This window comes from Dechloromonas sp. TW-R-39-2, assembly GCF_016864195.1.
In the GTDB taxonomy this organism is placed as follows: domain Bacteria; phylum Pseudomonadota; class Gammaproteobacteria; order Burkholderiales; family Rhodocyclaceae; genus Azonexus.
In genome coordinates this window covers 447,997-467,778 of the sequence record NZ_CP045202.1, presented here as the reverse complement: position 1 = coordinate 467,778, position 19,782 = coordinate 447,997, and the positions used below count along the sequence as shown (strand labels likewise).

At 60.1% G+C, this 19,782-nt stretch carries 18 protein-coding genes; 15 read left to right on the top strand and 3 right to left on the bottom strand.

Annotated elements, in window-relative coordinates; translation table 11 throughout:
* Window position 1: 1 nt before the first annotated feature.
* Complete coding sequence (locus GBK02_RS02275; protein ID WP_239003130.1) at window positions 2-2,026, bottom strand: ATP-binding protein; 2,025 nt, start codon at window positions 2,024-2,026, stop codon at window positions 2-4.
* Between GBK02_RS02275 and GBK02_RS02270 the strand changes: the two genes are divergently transcribed.
* The 3 genes from GBK02_RS02270 to GBK02_RS02260 are packed head-to-tail and all read left to right on the top strand — an operon-like array spanning window position 2,000 to window position 4,225.
* Window positions 2,000-2,857: a peptidase U32 family protein gene (locus GBK02_RS02270; RefSeq protein WP_239003129.1), complete on the top strand. Its 858-nt coding sequence runs from the start codon at window positions 2,000-2,002 to the stop codon at window positions 2,855-2,857. The two genes, GBK02_RS02275 and GBK02_RS02270, sit on opposite strands and share 27 nt — an antisense overlap.
* Before the next feature lie 10 nt (window positions 2,858-2,867).
* The gene (locus tag GBK02_RS02265; RefSeq protein WP_203468164.1) at window positions 2,868-3,776 is read left to right on the top strand and encodes a U32 family peptidase; all 909 of its coding nucleotides are present in this window, start codon (window positions 2,868-2,870) and stop codon (window positions 3,774-3,776) included.
* Window positions 3,773-4,225 carry an SCP2 domain-containing protein gene (locus tag GBK02_RS02260; protein ID WP_203468163.1) on the top strand — a complete coding sequence of 151 codons (453 nt, stop codon included), beginning with the start codon at window positions 3,773-3,775 and terminating at the stop codon, window positions 4,223-4,225. Before GBK02_RS02265 ends, GBK02_RS02260 begins: the two co-directional genes overlap by 4 nt.
* Window positions 4,226-4,333: 108 nt before the next feature.
* Here GBK02_RS02260 and GBK02_RS02255 read toward each other — a convergent pair whose 3' ends face one another.
* Window positions 4,334-6,166, bottom strand: a complete 1,833-nt coding sequence (locus tag GBK02_RS02255) for an alpha/beta hydrolase (protein WP_203468162.1) — start codon at window positions 6,164-6,166, stop codon at window positions 4,334-4,336.
* A 31-nt stretch (window positions 6,167-6,197) separates the two neighbouring features.
* A complete protein-coding gene (locus tag GBK02_RS02250) occupies window positions 6,198-7,223 on the bottom strand; it encodes an MBL fold metallo-hydrolase (protein ID WP_203468161.1) in 1,026 nt (341 codons plus the stop codon).
* A gap of 102 nt (window positions 7,224-7,325) precedes the next feature.
* Here GBK02_RS02250 and GBK02_RS02245 point away from each other — a divergent pair, with 102 nt between their 5' ends.
* From GBK02_RS02245 to GBK02_RS02190, 12 genes are all read left to right on the top strand, one after another.
* Window positions 7,326-7,721: a MerR family DNA-binding transcriptional regulator gene (locus GBK02_RS02245; protein ID WP_203468160.1), complete on the top strand. Its 396-nt coding sequence runs from the start codon at window positions 7,326-7,328 to the stop codon at window positions 7,719-7,721.
* A gap of 63 nt (window positions 7,722-7,784) precedes the next feature.
* Window positions 7,785-8,234 carry a PaaI family thioesterase gene (locus tag GBK02_RS02240; protein ID WP_203468159.1) on the top strand — a complete coding sequence of 150 codons (450 nt, stop codon included), beginning with the start codon at window positions 7,785-7,787 and terminating at the stop codon, window positions 8,232-8,234.
* 15 nt (window positions 8,235-8,249) lie between these two features.
* Window positions 8,250-9,422 (top strand): isovaleryl-CoA dehydrogenase, encoded by a 1,173-nt coding sequence (locus tag GBK02_RS02235; RefSeq protein WP_203468158.1) that lies wholly within the window; start codon window positions 8,250-8,252, stop codon window positions 9,420-9,422.
* 52 nt (window positions 9,423-9,474) lie between these two features.
* Window positions 9,475-10,623 (top strand): carbonate dehydratase, encoded by a 1,149-nt coding sequence (can, locus tag GBK02_RS02230; protein ID WP_203468157.1) that lies wholly within the window; start codon window positions 9,475-9,477, stop codon window positions 10,621-10,623.
* A 33-nt stretch (window positions 10,624-10,656) separates the two neighbouring features.
* Window positions 10,657-11,847 (top strand): acetyl-CoA C-acyltransferase, encoded by a 1,191-nt coding sequence (locus GBK02_RS02225; RefSeq protein ID WP_203468156.1) that lies wholly within the window; start codon window positions 10,657-10,659, stop codon window positions 11,845-11,847.
* Window positions 11,848-12,753, top strand: a complete 906-nt coding sequence (locus GBK02_RS02220) for a DMT family transporter (RefSeq protein ID WP_203468155.1) — start codon at window positions 11,848-11,850, stop codon at window positions 12,751-12,753.
* A complete protein-coding gene (locus GBK02_RS02215; protein ID WP_203468154.1) occupies window positions 12,750-13,886 on the top strand; it encodes an acyl-CoA dehydrogenase in 1,137 nt (378 codons plus the stop codon). The genes GBK02_RS02220 and GBK02_RS02215 overlap by 4 nt, the downstream gene beginning before the upstream one ends.
* 72 nt (window positions 13,887-13,958) lie before the next feature.
* Window positions 13,959-14,576, top strand: coding sequence for a 2-hydroxychromene-2-carboxylate isomerase (locus tag GBK02_RS02210; protein WP_203468153.1), 618 nt, complete (start codon window positions 13,959-13,961; stop codon window positions 14,574-14,576).
* 8 nt (window positions 14,577-14,584) lie between these two features.
* A complete protein-coding gene (locus tag GBK02_RS02205) occupies window positions 14,585-15,184 on the top strand; it encodes a TIGR00730 family Rossman fold protein (protein ID WP_203468152.1) in 600 nt (199 codons plus the stop codon).
* 50 nt (window positions 15,185-15,234) lie between these two features.
* Window positions 15,235-16,842: a carboxyl transferase domain-containing protein gene (locus GBK02_RS02200; protein WP_203468151.1), complete on the top strand. Its 1,608-nt coding sequence runs from the start codon at window positions 15,235-15,237 to the stop codon at window positions 16,840-16,842.
* 9 nt (window positions 16,843-16,851) lie between these two features.
* Window positions 16,852-17,637: an enoyl-CoA hydratase/isomerase family protein gene (locus tag GBK02_RS02195; protein WP_203468150.1), complete on the top strand. Its 786-nt coding sequence runs from the start codon at window positions 16,852-16,854 to the stop codon at window positions 17,635-17,637.
* Window positions 17,638-17,758: 121 nt separating this feature from the next.
* Window positions 17,759-19,756, top strand: a complete 1,998-nt coding sequence (locus GBK02_RS02190) for an acetyl/propionyl/methylcrotonyl-CoA carboxylase subunit alpha (RefSeq protein WP_203468149.1) — start codon at window positions 17,759-17,761, stop codon at window positions 19,754-19,756.
* The last annotated feature ends 26 nt before the right edge of the window (window positions 19,757-19,782 follow it).

Genomic DNA, 19,782 nt, shown 5'->3' with positions numbered 1-19,782 from the left:
ATCAGTGATTGATTTCGTAGGAATCGAGGTTTTGTGCGGGAAGCAGGGCCGTCAAGCAGGCACCGCCAGCTGCGCGATTTTCTGCATAGATCATACCGCAATGTTGCAGGACGATTTCGTGGCAGATGGCCAGCCCCAATCCCGTTCCGCCAGCACCGGTCGTTGTTTGTGAGCTTTGGACAAATTTTTCGAAAATACTTTCCAGTTCACCTTCGGGAATTCCCGGTCCTTCATCCTCGACACGCAGCCGTACGGCAGACACAGCATCTACGCCAAGACTGGCCTTATCAAGCGAAATCGTGATCGTGCCACCTTGCGGTGAATACTTGCTGGCATTGGACAAAAGGTTGCGCACAACCTGCCCGATTCGTTCAGGATCGCCATTGATCTGCATGTCAGCATCTGCCTGAATCAGCAATTGCAGATTGCGCATTTCAAAGACGGCATGCAATTCAAGGGCAATGCGATGGACAAGAGCCTCCAGGTCCATTGCCTGACGATGCATCACCATCCGCCCAGCTTCCAGTTTGGAGAGATCGAGCAAGTCGTTAAGCAAGATCAGCAGACGAGAACCGCTGTCGTGGATGATTCGGAAATATTCACGCAAACGCACCTCGTCGGCCTTGCCTACTTTGTCGCCCCCTAATCGGGCACCGGAAAGAATGCCGTGCAGTGGCGTCCGGAGCTCATGCGACATGTTCGAGAGAAATTCGGATTTCGCCCGACTGGCCCGTTCCGCCGTTTCCTTGGCATGAACAAGATCAGCCGTCCGGGCATCGACCAATTCCTGAAGATGGTCACGATGTTCTCGCAATTCGGCTTCAGCCGCCTTGGCCCGCGTAATGTCACGCCCGGTTCCACGATAACCGGTGAAGTTTCCAGCGGCATCGAAGGTGGGTGCGCCTGAAATGCTGAACCAGTGAATAGTCCCTTCTTCAGTTTTGATTGGATATTCGAGATCTGAAAATGGGCGGTGAGCATTGAGATCGGCCTTATGTGCCACCCAGTCGTTTTCAGCGAACAAAATGGGCAGCTCCCAGCGGGTTTTACCCAGGGTCGACGTATTGATCAATCCGGCACGCATCAGCCCGGAAGACATGTCCGTAAAACGAAAATCGGCATCCTGCTCCCACACCCAGTCAGAAGAAATCATGGCCAGCACGCGGAAACGTTCTTCGCTGAGAGCCAATGCCGAACCGGCCTTGCGCAGACTGGCCAGATGCAAACGGTAAAAGGGGAAGAAAATCAGCAGACCAAGCAAACCGCTGCCGAGTGAAATCAACAGGGCTTCACCAATTTCGCGCCGAATCGAGGCGTTGACCGTGACTACGCCCACCGCCGTGCCACGGGAAAGGAAATCCGCCGTGGCCGCAACGCTGGGCCAGGGTTGCGGGCTGCCTGTCGTCAGAATCAATGCACCGTCCACCGACTCGACCTGACTTTGATGTGCCGGATGGCGAACATCCACCAAGGCTTCGAACAGACTATCGGCCGCCACCGTCCAGCCAGCCGGATTCCGCGCCACGACTCGGGAAGCCAGATTCGCCTGGGCCCGTGCCTCGGTGGCAACCTGCTCGGTTACCCGGCCATATTCGATCAAAAAATAAATGGCCGGTGGAAAGAGGGCAAGAAACAGCGCAACCGTCAAACCAACACGAAATGCAGGTTTGGCGAACCCCTCAAGCGGTGCTTTGAGCATGGGTCTGGCAGGCGGATCGGTCATTTCCGACATTGCGCGCGATGTTGAATAACGATCTACGATCCTAGCACGAACCAGGCATTTGACCAGGATCAATGGCCTGACCGGATGGCTGGCTATACTTCCATGCTTGACCTTCAGGATGCCCCCATGAGCTCCCTGCCCGACCTTATTTGCCCGGCCGGCAGCCTGCCGGCACTCAAGGCTGCCGTTGATAATGGCGCCAATGCCGTCTACCTCGGCTTCAAGAACGATACCAACGCACGCAACTTTGCCGGCTTGAACTTCGACCAGAAAACCATGAGCGAAGGTATTCGTTACGCTCATGCCAAAGGTTGCGAAGTGCTGCTGGCGATCAATACCTTTGCCCAGGCTGGCCGTGTTGCCGACTGGTACAAAGCCGTCGATGCTGCGGTCGACCAGGGTGTCGATGCAATTATCCTGGCCGACGTCGGTTTGCTCGATTACGCCCGCCAACGCCATCCACAGCAGCGTTTGCACCTTTCTGTGCAAGGCTCGGCGACCAGTTACGAGGCGATCAATTTCTGCCAGCGCGAGTTCGGTATTCGCCGTGCCGTGTTGCCGCGCGTTTTGACGCTGGCCCAGGTTGAACACGTGATCAAGCACACCACCGTTGAAATCGAGGTTTTCGGCTTTGGCAGCCTTTGCGTGATGAACGAAGGCCGCTGCTGGCTTTCTTCCTATGCCTGCGGCGAATCGCCCAATACGGTCGGCGCCTGCTCGCCCGCCAAGTACGTCAAGTGGGACAAACAGCCCGGCACGATGGAAACCCGCCTCAACGGCATTCTCATCGATCGTTTCGGCGACGACGAACCGGCCGGCTACCCGACACTCTGCAAAGGTCGCTTCGAGGTTCAGGGCGAAACCTATTACGCACTGGAAGAACCGACCAGCCTGAACGTCGTTTCCATCCTGCCGGAAATCATCAAGATCGGCGTCAAGGCGATCAAGGTCGAAGGACGCCAGCGCAGCCCGGCTTATGTCACCCAGGTTACACGCACCCTGCGTGCGGCGCTCGATTCGCTGCGCGACGGCAGCGAACGGTTTCACGTGAAACCGGCCTGGCAGGCCGAGTTGGCCAAAGTATCAGAAGGCAGCCAGGCCACGCTCGGCGCCTACAACCGTCCGTGGCGCTGAAGGAGTTCGCATGAAATTATCGCTTGGTCCCCTGCTCTACTTCTGGCCCAAGGCCGAAGTCATGGAGTTCTACGCCCAAATGGCACAGAACCCGGCCATCGACATCATCTACGTCGGCGAAGTCGTCTGTTCCCGCCGCCAACAACTGCGGACGGCCGACTGGGTCGGACTGGCCCGCGACCTGACCGATGCCGGCAAGCAGGTTGTGGTTTCGGCCCAGGCATTGCTCGAATCGGAAAGCGACCTGAAAGCGTTGCGCCGGCTGATCGACGACGCGGGTTGCATGCTCGAAGCCAATGACCTTGGCGCGGTCAACCTCGTGCACGGCAGCAATTTTGTCGCCGGACCGCACCTGAATATTTACAACGAAGCGACCCTGGCGACCTACGCCCGCTACGGCCTGAAACGCTGGGTGCCGCCCCTGGAGGCAACACGGACGCTGGTCGACACGCTGCATGCCAGCAAACCGGCCGGCATCGAAACCGAGGTTTTCGTCTATGGCCGGATTCCGCTGGCGTTCTCGGCACGCTGTTTCACGGCGCGCCATTACGACCTGAACAAGGATGACTGCCAGTTCAAATGCCTCGACCACAGCGAGGGATTGACCCTGAAGACCCGTGAAGGACAAGCGTTCCTGAACATCAACGGGATTCAGACCATGTCGGCACAGAGCTACAACCTGCTGCACGAAATTCCCGACATGTTGCAGATGGGTATCGATATCGCCCGGATCAGCCCACAAAAGCAGCACATGGATGAAATCATCGCGGCGTTTGATCAGGCACGACAAGGTCAGGCTGTCAGCATCACTACCGTGCACTGGGATAATTGCGGTCTGGTCGATGGATACTGGTTCGGTGATGCCGGCATCGTCCAACGCCACACACAAGCCCTTGCCCAACTGGGAGCCAGCGCATGAACACCGATTTCACCATTCCGAAGTTCCGCTTGCCCGCTTTTGTCGCCAGCCTCGGCCAGAAACTCCCGCAATGGCCGCACGCCCTGGTTCTGGTCGCCGGCCTGAATGCTGCACTGAAAATGAAATTGCTGCCGGAAGACGGGTTGACCGCGCTGGAAGACAAGATTTTCCGGGTCCGAGTGCTCGATACTGGCGGCGAAGCCTCGTACACTTTCCGCGAAGGTCTTTTCCGGCCAGTTTTCCGCCCGGAACGTGAGCCCGACCTGGCATTTGCCGCCAATCTCTCCGCTTACCTGCAGCTGATTGCCCGGCAAGAAGACCCGGACACCCTGTTTTTCAGCCGTGAACTGGAAATCACCGGCGATACGGAACTGGGCCTGATCGTCAAAAACATGCTCGATGCCATCGAATGGCCGAGCCTGCCACAACTGCCGAGATTCGGCCGCTAGACTGAAATCCTGCGGTCGACTGCGATACGCAGCCCTATTTCAGCGACAAGCGGACAATAAAAAACGGGAGGCCGAGGCCTCCCGTTTTGCTGTCAGCCCATCAGGGCATCAAGCCTTTTTCTGCGTATCCAGACGGAACTTGACGTAGCTGCCCGGTGCATCTTCGATCACCTTGAGCGCGCCGGCTTCCGGCTTGCGGGCCGGCACCTTGGCCGAACCACCTGGCAAGGCGTTGACCCATGCATTCCAGTGCGTCCACCACGAACCGGCGTTCTGCGTGGCACCGGCCAGGAAATCATCCGGGCTTTCCGGCAGGTTGCCGTCGGTCGCATCATTGGTCCAGAAGCCATACTTGTTGGCTGCCGGCGGATTGACGATACCGGCGATGTGGCCGGAGCCGCCGAGCACGAACTTGGTATTGCCGGACGGCAGGCGAGCGCCCATGTAGGTGCTCTTCCACGGTGCGATGTGGTCTTCGATCGTCGAGATGAAGTAGCACGGGGTCTTGACCTTGCTGATGTCGATCTTGACGCCGCCGAGCGTAATGCCACCCGGTTCGCGCAGCAGGTTGGCCAGGTACATGTTGCGCAGGTAGAAGCTGTGCATCGCGGCCGGCATACGGGTCGAATCGGAGTTCCAGTACAGCAGGTCGAACGGGAACGGATCCTTGCCCATCAGGTAGTTGTTGACCACGAAGGACCAGATCAGGTCGTTGGCGCGCAGCATGTTGAAGGTGCCGGCCATTTCCGAACCTTCCAGGAAACCGCGTTCGGCCATCTTCTTTTCGAGGCCGGAAACGGCGCCTTCATCGAGGAAGATACCCAGTTCGCCCGGCTCGGAGAAATCGAGCATGGTCGTGAAGAAGGTGGCGGAATTGGCGCGCTTGTCCTTCTTGGCGGCCATGTAGGCCAGCGTGGTCATGGTCAGCGTGCCGCCCAGGCAGTAGCCGGCCAGATTGACGCTGTCTTCGCCGGTGTGGGCACAGACCTGGTTAATCGCTTCGAGCGAACCTTCGAGCAGGTAATTTTCGAAGGACTTGGCAGCCAGCTTCTCGTCCGGGTTGGTCCACGACATGATGAAGGTGGTGTGCCCCTGGTCGGTCGCCCACTTGACCATGGAGTTCTTCTCGCGCAGGTCGAGGATGTAGTACTTGTTGATCCACGGCGGAACGATCAGGAAAGGCTTCTTGTTCTGTTCCGGGGTGGTCGGGTTGTACTGGATGAGCTGGAACAGTTCGTTCTGGAAAACCACCTTGCCCGGCGTCGTGGCAACGTTCTTGCCCATTTCGAAGGCCGAGGTATCGGTCATCCGGATGCGCAGCTGGCCATCACCGGATTCAACGTCGTGCAGCAGGTTGTTCAGACCCTTGATCAGGTTCTGGCCGTGCGATTTGACGGTTTCGCGGAAGACTTCCGGATTGGTCATCGCGAAGTTGGACGGCGACAGTGCATCGATGTACTGGCGGGTGAAGAAGTTGACCTTCTGTTGCGTCTGCTCGTCGAGACCTTCGGTGCCGGCCACGGTGTCATGCAGGTGACGGGCGGTGATCAGATAGGATTGCTTGACGAAGTCGAACAGGAAATGCTCTTCCCATTCCTGGTCCTTGAAGCGGTTGTCACCCTTTTTCGGTGCGGCAACGGCGTTGACCGGGACACCCATCATCTTCATCGTGGTGTTCTGCCACAGCGAGAAGTAGTCCCACATCATGTTCATCTGGGTCTGGGCCATCTTGTACGGATTGGCCATCAGACGCGAGGACAGGTCCATGAAGGCTTTGGCTACGCCCAACTCATCGGACGGTGCATTGACACCGTCCTTGGCTTTCTTTTCCATGAACTGGGTGATCAGGCGCGAGGCGCGCTGGGCGACTTCAGCGTAGGTCTTGGCGATTTCTGCCGGGTTGGGCAGGTTCATGCCCTGGTCTTCGGTTTGCTGCGACATCTTCAAACTCCCTCTGTCAGTGCGCGGCGGGTTATTGCTGCAACCGCAAGAATCGAATTACACCATCGGTATCGGTCACTCGTGACATCCGACCAGCTTGTTCAAGGTAATTGAGATGAGCGATTGCCTCGCCCATCGCAAACATTGTTTGATGCGTATCGAGTGCCCGCTGAAACAGCACATCGAGCAATTCGGCTGCGCTCTTCGGCGCTTCATCACAGCTATTCTCCAGGGCACGCAACCGTTCTTCATGGTGCGCGTGCAAATCCGCCACCCGGGGTTGAACGCCATAAAACGGCAACCCGTGCGACGGCAACACAAGAGTCTTCTCCGGAATCAGACGAGCCATTTCATCCAGCGACGTCAGATACCAGCCCAAGGCATCGGCATCCGGCGTTGCAGCAAAAACGCTGACATTCGTCGAAATTCTCGGCAAAAGCATGTCGCCGGAAATTACCACGTCAAGTTCCGCGCAGTAAAGCGCCATATGCTCAGGCGCATGTCCATGGCCAATGATTATTTGCCATTTTTTGCCGTCGACCGTGACGACGTCCCCCGCCTTGATCCGCTGGTAGTAGTCCGGCAAAGCCGGCACTGCCTTGCGATAACCCGAACCGCGCTTTTCGAATTTAGCCAGATGCTCGGCATCCAGTCCGTGCTGGCGGAACTGGTCGACCATGAAACGCGCACCATGGCCCGCCACTTCATGCCAGACAACATGCGCCGTCAGGAACTCGCCGCTGGTCATCAATAAGGGAGCGCCCGTCTTTTCCATCAGCCAGGTCGCCAGACCCAGATGGTCGGGATGGAAATGCGTGACGATCAGCCGCGTTACCGGGCCATCCAGCGAATCGATGATCCGCGACCAGGTTTCGCGTACGGCATCATCGGGAAAACCGGTATCGACAATGACCCACCCATCACCATCGCGCAGCAGCCAGAGATTGATGTGATCAAGCTGAAAAGGGAGCGGCATGCGCAACCAGAAAACACCCGGAGCAACTTCGGTCAATTCGCCGGCGGCGGGCGGTTGGGCGTGAGGATAATGCAAAGACATGATGAGTCCAGAAGACGTGGCCGGACAAATTACCATACGGTAGCGGATTGAAAAAACACCTTTCTTCTGATTTACTTGCCCGAATTATTCAAGGATCACATTGTGAACGCCTCCTCCACGACCTTCGCCATTTCGGATCTGGCCCGCGAATTCGGCATCACCCCGCGCACCATCCGCTTCTGGGAAGATCAGGGCATTCTCGCCCCGCAACGCGAAGGACGAACCCGCGTATTCACCCGGCGCGATCGGGCCCGCCTGAAAATGGCCTTGCGCGGCAAGCGGCTCGGCCTGTCGCTGGCCGAGATCAAGGACCTGATCGGCATGTACTCGAATACCGAGGACGAAACGCCACAGCTGATCGAATGTCTGCGCATCATGGAAAAACGCCGTGCGGCGCTTGAGCAGCAGCGCGAAGACATTGAAGCCATGTTGAGCGAAATCGGCCAGTTCGAGCAGCAGTGCAGCGAAGAACTGGTACGCAGGAGCAAGGCTGGATGAACCGCCGGCAAAAAACTTTGTTCAACCAGTTGACGTTAACGTCAACGTAAATACAATCATGCCATGACGCATATTTCCGATCCGCACTTTTCCGACCGCGTCCGCGACAGTTTTGCGCGGCAAAACGCCATGACCTTGATTCAGGCAACCCTGCCGGTTGTCGAACACGGGCTGACGGAAATCCACCTGCCCCACTGGTCGGGTGTCGAGCAGCAACACGGTTTCGTCCATGGCGGCGTGGTCGGCATGATCGCCGACTCGGCAGCCGGCTATGCGGCAATGACCATGGTTTCTCCTTCCGCTTCGGTGTTGACCGTGGAATACAAGATGAATCTGGTCGCCCCGGCCGATGGAGAAAAACTGATTGCCCGCGGCAAGGTTGTCCGCCCCGGAAGAACACTGATCGTGACCCAGGCTGAAGTCTTCGCCGTGAAAGACGGCCGGGAAACACTCTGTGCGCTGATGCAGCAAACCATCATGGTGATGCACGGCAAAACTGAAAAACAAACTTAAAAACGGAGACAAACCATGAACATCCCTAGCCTCGACTTCGGTCTCGGTGAAGACATTAACATGCTGCGCGATGCGGTCAAGGCCTTTGCCGATGCCGAAATCGCCCCGCGTGCCGCAGAAATCGATCGCGTTAACGAATTCCCGGCCGACCTGTGGAAAAAATTCGGCGACATGGGCCTGCTCGGCATGACCGCCGGCGAGGAATATGGTGGCACCAACATGGGCTATCTCGCCCATATCGTCGCGCTGGAAGAAATTTCGCGTGCGTCCGCTTCGGTCGGCCTCTCCTACGGTGCACACTCGAATCTGTGCGTAAACCAGATTCGCCGCAACGGTACTGAAGCGCAGCGCCAGAAATACCTGCCCAAACTGATCTCCGGCGAGCATGTTGGCGCGCTGGCCATGTCCGAACCGAATGCCGGCTCGGACGTCGTTTCGATGAAACTGAAAGCCGACAAAAAGGGCGACCGCTACGTCCTGAACGGCGCCAAGATGTGGATCACCAACGGCGGCGATGCCGATACGCTGGTCGTCTACGCCAAGACCGACATCAATGCCGGCGCCAAGGGCATGACCGCCTTCATCGTCGAAAAGGGCATGAAGGGTTTTACCCACGGCACCCACCTCGACAAGCTGGGCATGCGCGGCTCCAACACCTTCCCGCTGTTTTTCGACGACTGCGAAGTCCCGGAAGAGAACGTGCTCGGCGGCGTCGGCAACGGTACCAAGGTACTGATGTCCGGCCTCGACTATGAACGCGCCGTGCTCTGCGGCGGTCCGCTCGGCATCATGGCTGCCTGCATGGACGTCGTCGTCCCTTACCTGCACGAACGCAAGCAGTTCGGCCAGGCAATTGGCGAATTCCAGTTGATGCAAGGCAAGGTCGCCGACATGTATTCGACCTGGATGGCCAACCGCGCCTACGTCTATGCGCTGGGCCGCGCCTGCGACAACACCGACCACGCCCGTACGCTGCGCAAGGATGCCGCTGGCGCCATTCTCTATTCCGCCGAAAAAGCCACCTGGATGGCCGGTGAAGCAATCCAGACGCTGGGGGGGGTTGGTTACACCAATGAATATTCGACCGGTCGTCTCTGGCGCGATGCCAAGCTCTACGAGATCGGGGCAGGTACCTCCGAAATCCGTAGAATGCTGATCGGTCGCGAACTCTTCGCGGAAACCGCATAAACATGCTCCCGCCGGGCTCCCGACGGGGGCTCGGCAACAGGAGCACTCACTTATGACCGTTACTCTTCGCACCCTCACCGCCAACGATACCGAAGCACTGGAGCAGGTACGCCAGTACTTCCGCAATTACGCAGCCTGGCTCGGCGTCGATCTGTCGTATCAAAATTTCGATCAGGAAATGGCCTCGCTGCCCGGCGCTTATTCGGCACCGGAAGGACGCTTGTTTTTTGCCGAAATTGACGGTCGACCGGCGGGTTGCGTCGGTGTCCGCTCACTGGCCGGCAGCGAAGGCGTGTGCGAAATGAAGCGCCTCTACGTCGAGCCGGAAGAACGCGGCCACGGCGTCGGCAATGCGCTGGCCATGGCGGCGATCAAGGCAGCCAAGGAAATTGGTTATCGCAAACTGATGATCGACACCCTGCCCAACATGCGCATGGCCGTGAAGCTCTACCGCGAACTGGGTTTTACCGAAGCACCGAATTATTACCAGACACCGATCGAAGGCACGATGTTCCTCGCGCTCGATCTCGACAACTGGTCGGAAGAGGAAATCCGCAGCGAAAACCTGTCGCACCTGTTCGACTTCAATCGTGCCTGGGCCAACCAGATGCAGGAAGTCGATCCGACCTATTTCGACAAGCTGTCACAGCTGCAAACCCCCGAGTTCCTCTGGATCGGCTGCTCGGACTCACGCGTGCCGGCCAACCAGATCGTCGGCCTGCTGCCGGGCGAGGTTTTCGTTCATCGCAACGTCGCCAACGTCGTCGTCCATACCGACCTGAACTGCCTGTCGGTCATCCAGTACGCCGTCGATGTGCTCAAGGTCAAGCACATCATGGTTGTCGGCCACTATGGCTGTGGCGGCGTCGGTGCCGCACTGCGTCGTGACCGGGTCGGCATCGTCGATCTCTGGCTGCGCCACGTCCATGACGTGCACAACAAGCACCTGGCCAACGTCGACAGCCTGCCCGAAGCACAGCGCCATGATCGCCTGTGCGAGCTGAACGTACTCGAACAGGTGGCCAATGTCTGCCACAACCCGGTGGTCCAGGATGCCTGGCAACGCGGCCAGCAACTCACCGTCCACGGCTGGATCTATGGCCTCAAGGATGGCCATATCCACGACCTCGGCATCACTGTCGATTGCCTGTCCGACTTGCCGGCACGCTACGACGCCGCTTTGAAGGCGCTTGACGCCTGAACCCAATAACAAACCGCTAAGGAGAAACTCAGCATGAATGACCCGATCGTTATCGTTTCCGCCGCCCGTACCCCGATGGGCGGCTTTCAGGGTGCCTTTGCCGGCCTGACCGGTCCGCAACTCGCTGCCGTCGCCATCAAGGCTGCTGTCGAGCGTGCCGGCATCGACGCCAATCTGGTTGAAGAAGTGCTGATGGGCTGCGTCCTGCCGGCCGGCGTCGGCCAGGCACCGGTGCGCCAGGCGGCACTGCTCGCCGGTCTGCCGCTGTCGGCGGGTTGCGCGATGGTCAGCAAGGTTTGCGGCTCCGGCATGAAAGCCACGATGGTTGGCCACGACGGCATTCTCGCTGGTTCGAGCGGCGTTACCGTGGTCGGCGGCATGGAGTCGATGACCAATGCCCCGTACCTGCTGCCCAAGGCACGTAGTGGCTACCGCCTCGGCCACGGCCAGATGCTCGACCACATGTTCATGGACGGTCTGGAAGATGCCTACGCCAAGGAAACCCGTGGTCGCCTGATGGGCACTTTTGCCGAAGAATGCGCCAGCAGCTACGGCTTCACCCGCGAAGCACAGGACGAATACGCCATCCGCTCGACCACCCGTGCCAAGGAAGCCAGCGACAACGGCTCCTTCAACTGGGAAATTGCCCCGGTCACCGTTGCCGGCCGCAAGGGCGATGTCGTGGTCGACAAGGATGAAGGTCCTTTCGCGGTCAACGTCGAAAAAATCCCGACTTTGAAGCCGGCATTCAAGAAAGACGGCACCGTAACCGCCGCCAACTCGTCGTCGATTTCCGATGGCGCAGCCGCCATGGTCCTGATGCGCGCATCCAAAGCCGCCGAACTCGGCCTCAAGCCGATCGCCAAAATCGTCGGCCACACGACCAACGCCGGCGTCCCGGCCCTCTTCCCGTCGGCTCCGGTCGGCGCGATGGAAAAGCTCTTGGCCAAGACCGGCTGGACGGCTGACAGCGTCGATCTGTGGGAAATCAACGAAGCCTTTGCCGTCGTCACGATGGCCGCCCTGCACGATCTCAAGCTGCCGGCCGAGAAGGTCAACATCCACGGTGGCGCCTGCGCACTGGGCCACCCGATCGGCGCTTCCGGCGCACGCATCATCGTGACCCTGCTTGGCGCCCTGAAGAAGACCGGCGGCAAGCGCGGTATCGCTTCGCTGTGCATCGGCGGCGGCGAAGCCACGGCACTGGCAGTGGAAATGCTCTAAGTGCCACAGCAGGCCGGTTCGATCACCTATCTCAAGCTTGTCGGGGCCATGTTCATGTGGGGCGGCACCTGGATTGCGGGACGCATCGTGGCGCAGGAGCTTCCTGCACCGCTGATGGCTGCCGCCTTCCGGTTTCTCCTTGCCGGACTGGTCCTTGCCGGCTATGCGCTGCTCAGCGAAGGCCGCATCCCGCGGCTCCAGAGCAGCGGCGAATGGGGGAGCGTCACCGGCCTGGCACTGACCGGCATCTTCATCTATGCCTTGTGTTTTTTTTACGGCCTGAAGCACATCCCGGCCGGACGCGGCGCTCTGGTCGTCGCACTCAATCCGGTCGTCGCCGCGCTGGCTGCCTGGTTTCTCGGCCAGGAACGGATGACGCCGGTCAAACTGGCTGGCATCGGCATCGCACTGGCCGGCTGCCTGACGGTGATCGGCAACGGCGATCCATTCGCGCTGCTGCATGGCGCGGTCGGACTGGGTGAGTGGCTGATTATCGGCTGCGTCCTGTGCTGGACGGTTTACACCTTCATCGGCCGACGGGCGACAAGAACCATCTCGCCGCTCGGCGCAACGCTGTACGCCAGCCTGATCGGTGCTGCACTACTCGGTACGACGGCAATGCTGCAAGGCGGCATCGAACTGAGCGAGTGGTCGTGGCGCGTCTGGAGCAGCATCGCCTTTTTGGCCATCGGCGGTACCGCACTCGGCTTCACCTGGTTTGCCGACGGCGTCAAACGCCTGGGCGCAGCCAAGGCCTCGGCTTTCGTCAACCTGGTCCCGGTCTTTGCCGTGCTGCAGGCTGCCCTGCTGCTTGACGAACGACTCGGCATCGCCGTCCTTGGCGGCGGCCTGCTGGTCATTGCCGGCGTCTGGCTGACAACAATTTTTTCGGAGAGAACAGCATGATCCTGACCCAAGAACAAGAAATGATCCGTGACTCGATGCGCGCTTTCGCGCAGGAGCGCCTCGCCCCCTTCGCCGCCGAATGGGACAAGAACCACACCTTCCCGGCCGAAGCCCTGAAAGAATTGGGCGAACTCGGTGCCATGGGCATGGTCGTCCCCGAGGAATGGGACGGTGCCGGCATGGATTACATGAGCCTGGTGCTGACCCTGGAAGAAATCGCCGCTGGCGATGGCGCCACCTCGACCATCGTCTCGGTGCAGAACTCGCTGGCCTGCGGCATCACCATGAAGTACGGTACCGACGCGCAGAAGGAAGAATGGCTCAAGCCGCTCGCCCGTGGCGAAAAGCTCGGCTGCTTCTGTCTGACCGAGCCGCACACCGGCTCCGATGCCGCTGCGATCACCACCCGCGCCGACAAGGATGGCGACCACTTCGTGCTGAACGGCGTCAAGCAGTTCATCACCACCGGCAAGCACGCCCACATGGCCATCGTTTTCGCGGTGACCGACAAGGCGGCCGGCAAGAAGGGGATTTCCTGCTTCCTGATCCCGACCAATACCCCGGGCTTCATCGTTGGCCGCACCGAAGACAAAATGGGCCAGCACGCTTCCGACACCGTGCAGATCATCCTGGAAAACTGCCGCGTGCCGGCCTCGGCGCTGCTCGGCAAGGAAGGCGAAGGCTACAAGATCGCCCTTTCCAACCTCGAAGCCGGCCGTATCGGCATCGCCGCCCAGAGCATTGGTATGGCCCGCGCCGCCTTTGAAGCCGCCATCCGCTACGCCAAGGAGCGTGTCACTTTCGGCGTGGCGATCATCGATCACCAAGCCGTCAACTTCAAACTGGCCGACATGAACACCCTGCTCGATGCTGCCCGCCTGATGGTCTGGCGTGCCGCCCAGCTCAAGGACGCCGGCAAGCCCTGCCTGAAGGAAGCCTCGATGGCCAAGATGTTCGCCTCGGAAGCCGCCGAGAAGATCGCTTCCGACGCCATCCAGATCCACGGTGGCGTTGGCTATACCAGCGACTTCCCGGTCGAGCGCATCTACCGCGACGTACGTATCTGCCAGATCTACGAAGGGGCCAACGACATTCAGCGCCTCGTTATCGGACGTAGCATCGCCAGCGAGTAAGCACACACAAACACCGCGGTCGACCGGTCAAAACAATAAAAACCGGCGACCGCATTAACGAGGAGACAACTCATGGCCGACTCAGCCAACACCCCGATCGATTTCTATTTTGATTTTTCCAGCCCCTACGGTTACCTGATGGCTGAAAAAATCGATGCCCTCGCCGCGCGTTACGGGCGCAGCGTCACCTGGCACCCTGTACTACTCGGCATCATTTTCCAGGCGACTGGCTCGCGTCCGCCCGTTGTCGGTGCAAGCAGCAAAGCCAGCTACATGTTTCATGATTTCGCACGCTCCGCGCGCCACATGGGCATTCCCTACAACATGCCGAGCCGCTTCCCGCTGCCGACACAAAACGCCGCTCGCGCCTTCTACTGGCTGGCTGGACAAGATATTGCGCTGGCCAAGCAATTTGCGCTGGCGGTCTATCGCGCCTTCTTCGTTGCTGACCGCGACATTTCCGCACCGGAAACCGTGCTCGAAATTGCTGCCGAATTCGGTGTCGACCGCGACAAACTGGGTGCCGCGCTGCAAAGCCCGGAAATCAAGGCCCGGCTCAAGGACGAAGTCGACGCCGCGCTACAGGCCGGCGTTTTTGGTTCTCCTCACCTGATCATCGACGGCGAAGCCTTCTTCGGCGCCGACCGCCTGCCGCAAATCGAACACTGGCTCGAATCCGGCGGCTTCTGAAAGCAAACATGCAAAGAATCTGCGTCTTCTGCGGGGCCAACTCCGGCCGCAATCCGCTCTACTGGGCCGAGGCTGAACGCGTCGGCCGCCTGTTAGCCGAACGAGGCATCGAACTGGTCTATGGTGGCGGCAATATCGGCCTGATGGGTGCCGTTGCCGATGGCTGCCTGGCCGCCGGCGGAAGCGTTATTGGCGTCATTCCGCAGGCGCTGATGGGCAAGGAGGTCGATGGTCGCAATGTCGAACATCGCGCCCTGACCCGGCTTGAAGTCGTCGATTCGATGCATACCCGCAAGGCACGGATGGCCGAACTGGCCGATGGTTTCATCGCCCTGCCCGGCGGCTTCGGCACCTTCGAGGAACTCTGCGAAATCCTCACCTGGGGCCAACTCGGGTTTCACGTGAAACCGATCGGGCTGCTCAATATCAACAAGTTCTACGACCCGCTGCTCGCCTTGTTTGACCATGCGGTCAGCGAAGGCTTCCTGCGCGAGCAAAACCGCGCCATGGCGCTGGCCGAAACGGATATCGAGCAGTTGCTTGAAGCCATGCAGAACTTTCAGCCAGAACCGGTCAGCAAATGGCTGAAGGACGAACGACAGTTGTAAGCCGGACAAAACAATCCCATCAGGACATATAAGCAAAAAAGCGAGGAGACATGACTACCCTGAAAACCCAACTCAATCCGCGTAGTGCCGATTTCCAGGCCAACGCGGCAGCCATGGAGACGGTCGTTGCCGATCTCCATGAAAAGGTCGAAAAGATCGCCCTCGGCGGCCCGGAAGCGGCCCGCCAGAAGCATCTGGCCCGTGGCAAGCTGCTCCCCCGCGAGCGGGTCAATGGCCTGCTCGACCCCGGCACGCCCTTCCTTGAAATCGGCCAGTTCGCGGCCTACGGCATGTACGGCGGTGACGTGCCGGCCGCCTCGGTGATTGCCGGCATCGGTCGCGTCGAAGGCGTCGAATGCATGATCGTGGCCAACGATGCGACGGTGAAAGGCGGCACTTATTACCCGTTGACCGTGAAAAAGCACCTGCGCGCCCAGGAAATCGCGCTGGAAAACCGCCTGCCCTGCGTCTACCTGGTCGATTCCGGCGGCGCCTTCCTGCCGATGCAGGATGAAGTTTTCCCGGACAAGGAACATTTTGGCCGCATTTTCTTCAATCAGGCCAACCTGTCGGCCCAGGGCATTCCGCAGATCGCCGCCGTGCTCGGCTCGTGTACTGCCGGCGGTGCCTATGTGCCGGCGATGTGCGACGAGTCGATCATCGTCAAGAATCAAGGCACCATCTTTCTCGGCGGCCCACCGCTGGTCAAGGCGGCGACCGGTGAAGTCGTCTCGGCCGAAGACCTCGGCGGGGCCGACGTGCATACGCGCATTTCCGGCGTCGTCGATCATCTGGCCGAGAACGACGCGCACGCACTGGCCATCGCCCGCCGGATCATCAAGGATCTGAACTGGAAAAAGGCCCCACCAGTCACGTTGACCGCGCCACTCGAACCGCGCTATCCGACGCAGGAGCTGTACGGCGTCATCCCGACCGATTCCAAGAAGCCGTTCGACGTGCGTGAAATCATCGCCCGCGTCGTCGACGACTCCGATTTCGACGAATTCAAGGCCCGCTACGGCACCACGCTGGTCTGCGGTTTTGCCCGCATCTGGGGTTATCCGGTCGGCATCGTCGCCAACAACGGCATCCTGTTCTCGGAATCGGCCCTGAAAGGTGCCCATTTCATCGAACTGTGCGCCCAGCGCGGCATTCCGCTCGTCTTTTTGCAGAACATCACCGGCTTCATGGTTGGTCGCAAGTACGAAAACGGCGGCATCGCCCGCGACGGCGCCAAGATGGTCACAGCCGTCGCCACCGCCAAGGTGCCGAAATTCACCGTCGTTATCGGTGGCTCGTTTGGGGCCGGCAACTACGGCATGTGCGGCCGGGCCTACTCACCGCGCTTTCTGTGGATGTGGCCAAACGCCCGCATCTCGGTCATGGGCGGCGAACAGGCAGCCGGCGTACTGGCCACCGTCAAGCGCGACGGAATGGAAGCAACCGGAAAAACATGGAGCGCCGAGGAAGAGGCAGCCTTCAAGGCGCCAATCCGCGAGCAGTATGAAACCCAGGGCCACCCCTATTACGCCAGCGCCCGACTGTGGGACGACGGCATCATCGATCCGGCCGATACGCGCCGCGTCCTTGGCCTTGGCCTTTCTGCCTCGATGAATGCCCCGGCCGAAGAAACCAAGTTCGGCATCTTCCGGATGTAAGGAAAAGACATGTTTACGACACTCGAAATCGAACTCGCCGGCCAGGTGGCCACTATCTGGATGAACCGTCCGGAGATGCATAACGCCTTCGACGAAACACTGATCACCGAACTGACTGCCGCCTGCATCGCGCTGGATGAAGATGCCGACGTGCGCGTCGTCGTCCTCGCCGGACGCGGCAAGAGCTTCTCGGCCGGTGCCGACCTCAACTGGATGAAGCGAGCCGCCAACAACGGCGTCGATGACAATCTCAATGATGCTCGTGCGCTGGCTCGCATGCTGCGTGTTCTCGCCGAAATGAAGAAACCGACCATCGCCCGCGTCCAGGGCGCCGCTCTCGGCGGCGGCACCGGCCTGACCGCCGCCTGCGACATCGCCGTGGCTTCGACCAAGGCCTTCTTTGCTACCTCGGAAGTCAAATTCGGCATCATTCCATCGGCCATCAGCCCTTACGTCGTCCGGGCCATCGGCGCGCGTCAGGCCTATCGCTACTTCCAGTCGGCCGAGCGGATCGACGCCAGCCGTGCCCGCGAACTTGGTCTGGTCCATGAAACCGTCGAGCCTGAAGCACTCGATGCCAAGGTTGCCGAAATTGTCGCCGCACTGATCCAGGGGGGTCCGCTTGCCCAGGCTGCGGCCAAGGATTTGATCCGTGCCGTCGACAACAAGCCGATCAACGACAACGTTGTCGAAGATACCGCCCACCGCATCGCCCATTTGCGCGCCACGCCAGAAGCCAGAGACGGCATCGCCGCCTTCCTCGACAAACGCTCGCCGGCATGGATGGGGGAATAAGCCATGTTTAATAAAACGCTCATCGCCAAGCGCGGTGACCAGTCCCGCAGGGACGCAGCGACGAAGTCAAACTGCCTGCGTGCGCAGCACGCTCAGGCGATTTCCCCGCGGGAGAACCAGCATGTTTAACAAAATCCTGATCGCAAACCGCGGGGAAATCGCCTGCCGCGTCATCAAGACTGCCCGCCGCATGGGCATTCGTACCGTTGCCGTCTATTCCGAAGCCGATGCCAATGCGCGCCACGTGCGTCTCGCCGACGAAGCCGTGTTGCTTGGCCCGGCCGCCGCCCGCGAATCGTACCTGGTCGCCGACAAGATCGTCGAAGCCTGCAAGCGCACCGGCGCGCAGGCTGTCCATCCCGGCTACGGTTTCCTTTCCGAGAACGCCGACTTTGCCGACGCGCTGGCGGCCAACGGCATCGCCTTCATTGGCCCGCCGGCCTCGGCCATTCGTGCCATGGGCTCCAAATCCGAAGCCAAGAAACTGATGGGCAAAGCCGCCGTGCCGCTCACCCCGGGTTATCACGGCGATGATCAGACCCCGGCCCTGCTCCACAAGGAAGCCGATGCCATTGGCTACCCGGTACTGATCAAGGCTGCCGCAGGCGGCGGTGGCAAGGGCATGCGGCTGGTTGAAAAGAGCGAGGATTTCCCGGATGCACTGGCTTCGTGCAAGCGCGAGGCGATTTCCAGCTTCGGTGACGACCATGTATTGATCGAAAAATACATTACCAAGCCGCGCCACATCGAAATTCAGGTTTTTGCCGACTCGCTCGGCAACTGCGTCTATCTGTTCGAGCGCGACTGTTCGGTGCAGCGCCGCCACCAGAAGGTGCTGGAAGAAGCGCCGGCCCCAGGCATGACGCTGGAGCGCCGCCGCCAGATGGGCGAGGCTGCCGTTGCCGCAGCCAAGGCTGTCGGTTACGTCGGTGCCGGCACGGTCGAGTTCATCGCCAATCAGGATGGCTCGTTCTATTTCATGGAAATGAACACCCGCCTGCAGGTCGAGCACCCGGTGACTGAAATGATCACCGGGCAGGATCTGGTCGAATGGCAATTGCGCGTCGCCGCCGGCCAGCCGCTGCCGCTCGCTCAGGAGCAATTGCAGATTCGCGGCCACGCGTTGGAAGCCCGGATCTACGCAGAGGATGCCAACAAGGGCTTCCTGCCCTCGACCGGCAAGTTGATCCGCCTCGCCCCACCGGCTGAAAGCATTCACGTTCGCGTCGATACCGGTGTCGAGGAAGGTGACGAAATCACCCCCTACTACGACCCGATGATCGCCAAGCTGATCGTCTGGGACGAGCATCGCGATGCCGCACTGGCCCGCATGCGCAAGGCGCTGGCCGATTACCAGGTGGCCGGCGTGACGACCAATATCGATTTCCTGTCGCGCCTCGTCGCCTGCCCGGCTTTTGCCGGCGCCGACCTCGATACCGGCCTGATCGAACGTCAGAAGGACTTTCTCTTCCCGCCCGTTCAGGCCGTGCCGCGCGATGCGCTGCTCGTTGCAACGGTCGGCGAATTGCTCTGGGAGCAACACGAAGCGAAGCAGAAAGCCAAGACCAGCGGCGATCCGTGGTCACCGTGGCATGCCCGCGACGGCTGGCGGATGAACCTGTCCGCTGCCCGCATGGTCGGTTTCCGCGATGGCGACAGCCTGATCGAAGCACAAGTCCGCTACCAGCGCGATCAATGGGCGATCACTATCCATGGCGAAACGACGCTGGCGCGCGGTAAAAAACTGGACGGCGATGCTTTTGCCGTCGAACTCGACGACCGCCGGCTGGTCGCCAGCGTTGTCGCGGTCGACGACAAGCGCAGCATCTTTTTGAACGGCAGCACCTGCACGCTGTTGCGAGACGATCCGCTGCATCTGGTCGAAGCTGGCGGCGCCCAAGGTGGCGGCCTGACCGCACCGATGCCGGGCAAGGTTGTTGCGCTGCTCGCCCAGGTCGGTCAAAAGGTGGAAAAAGGCACGCCGCTGCTGATTCTCGAAGCGATGAAGATGGAACATACCATCACCGCGCCGGCCGCCGGCACCGTCAAAGCCTTTTGCTACGCCGCCGGCGAGCAGGTCAGCGACGGCGCGGCACTGGTCGAGTTCGAAACTGTTTGATTGACCAACGCCTTGTGGCGGCCAGA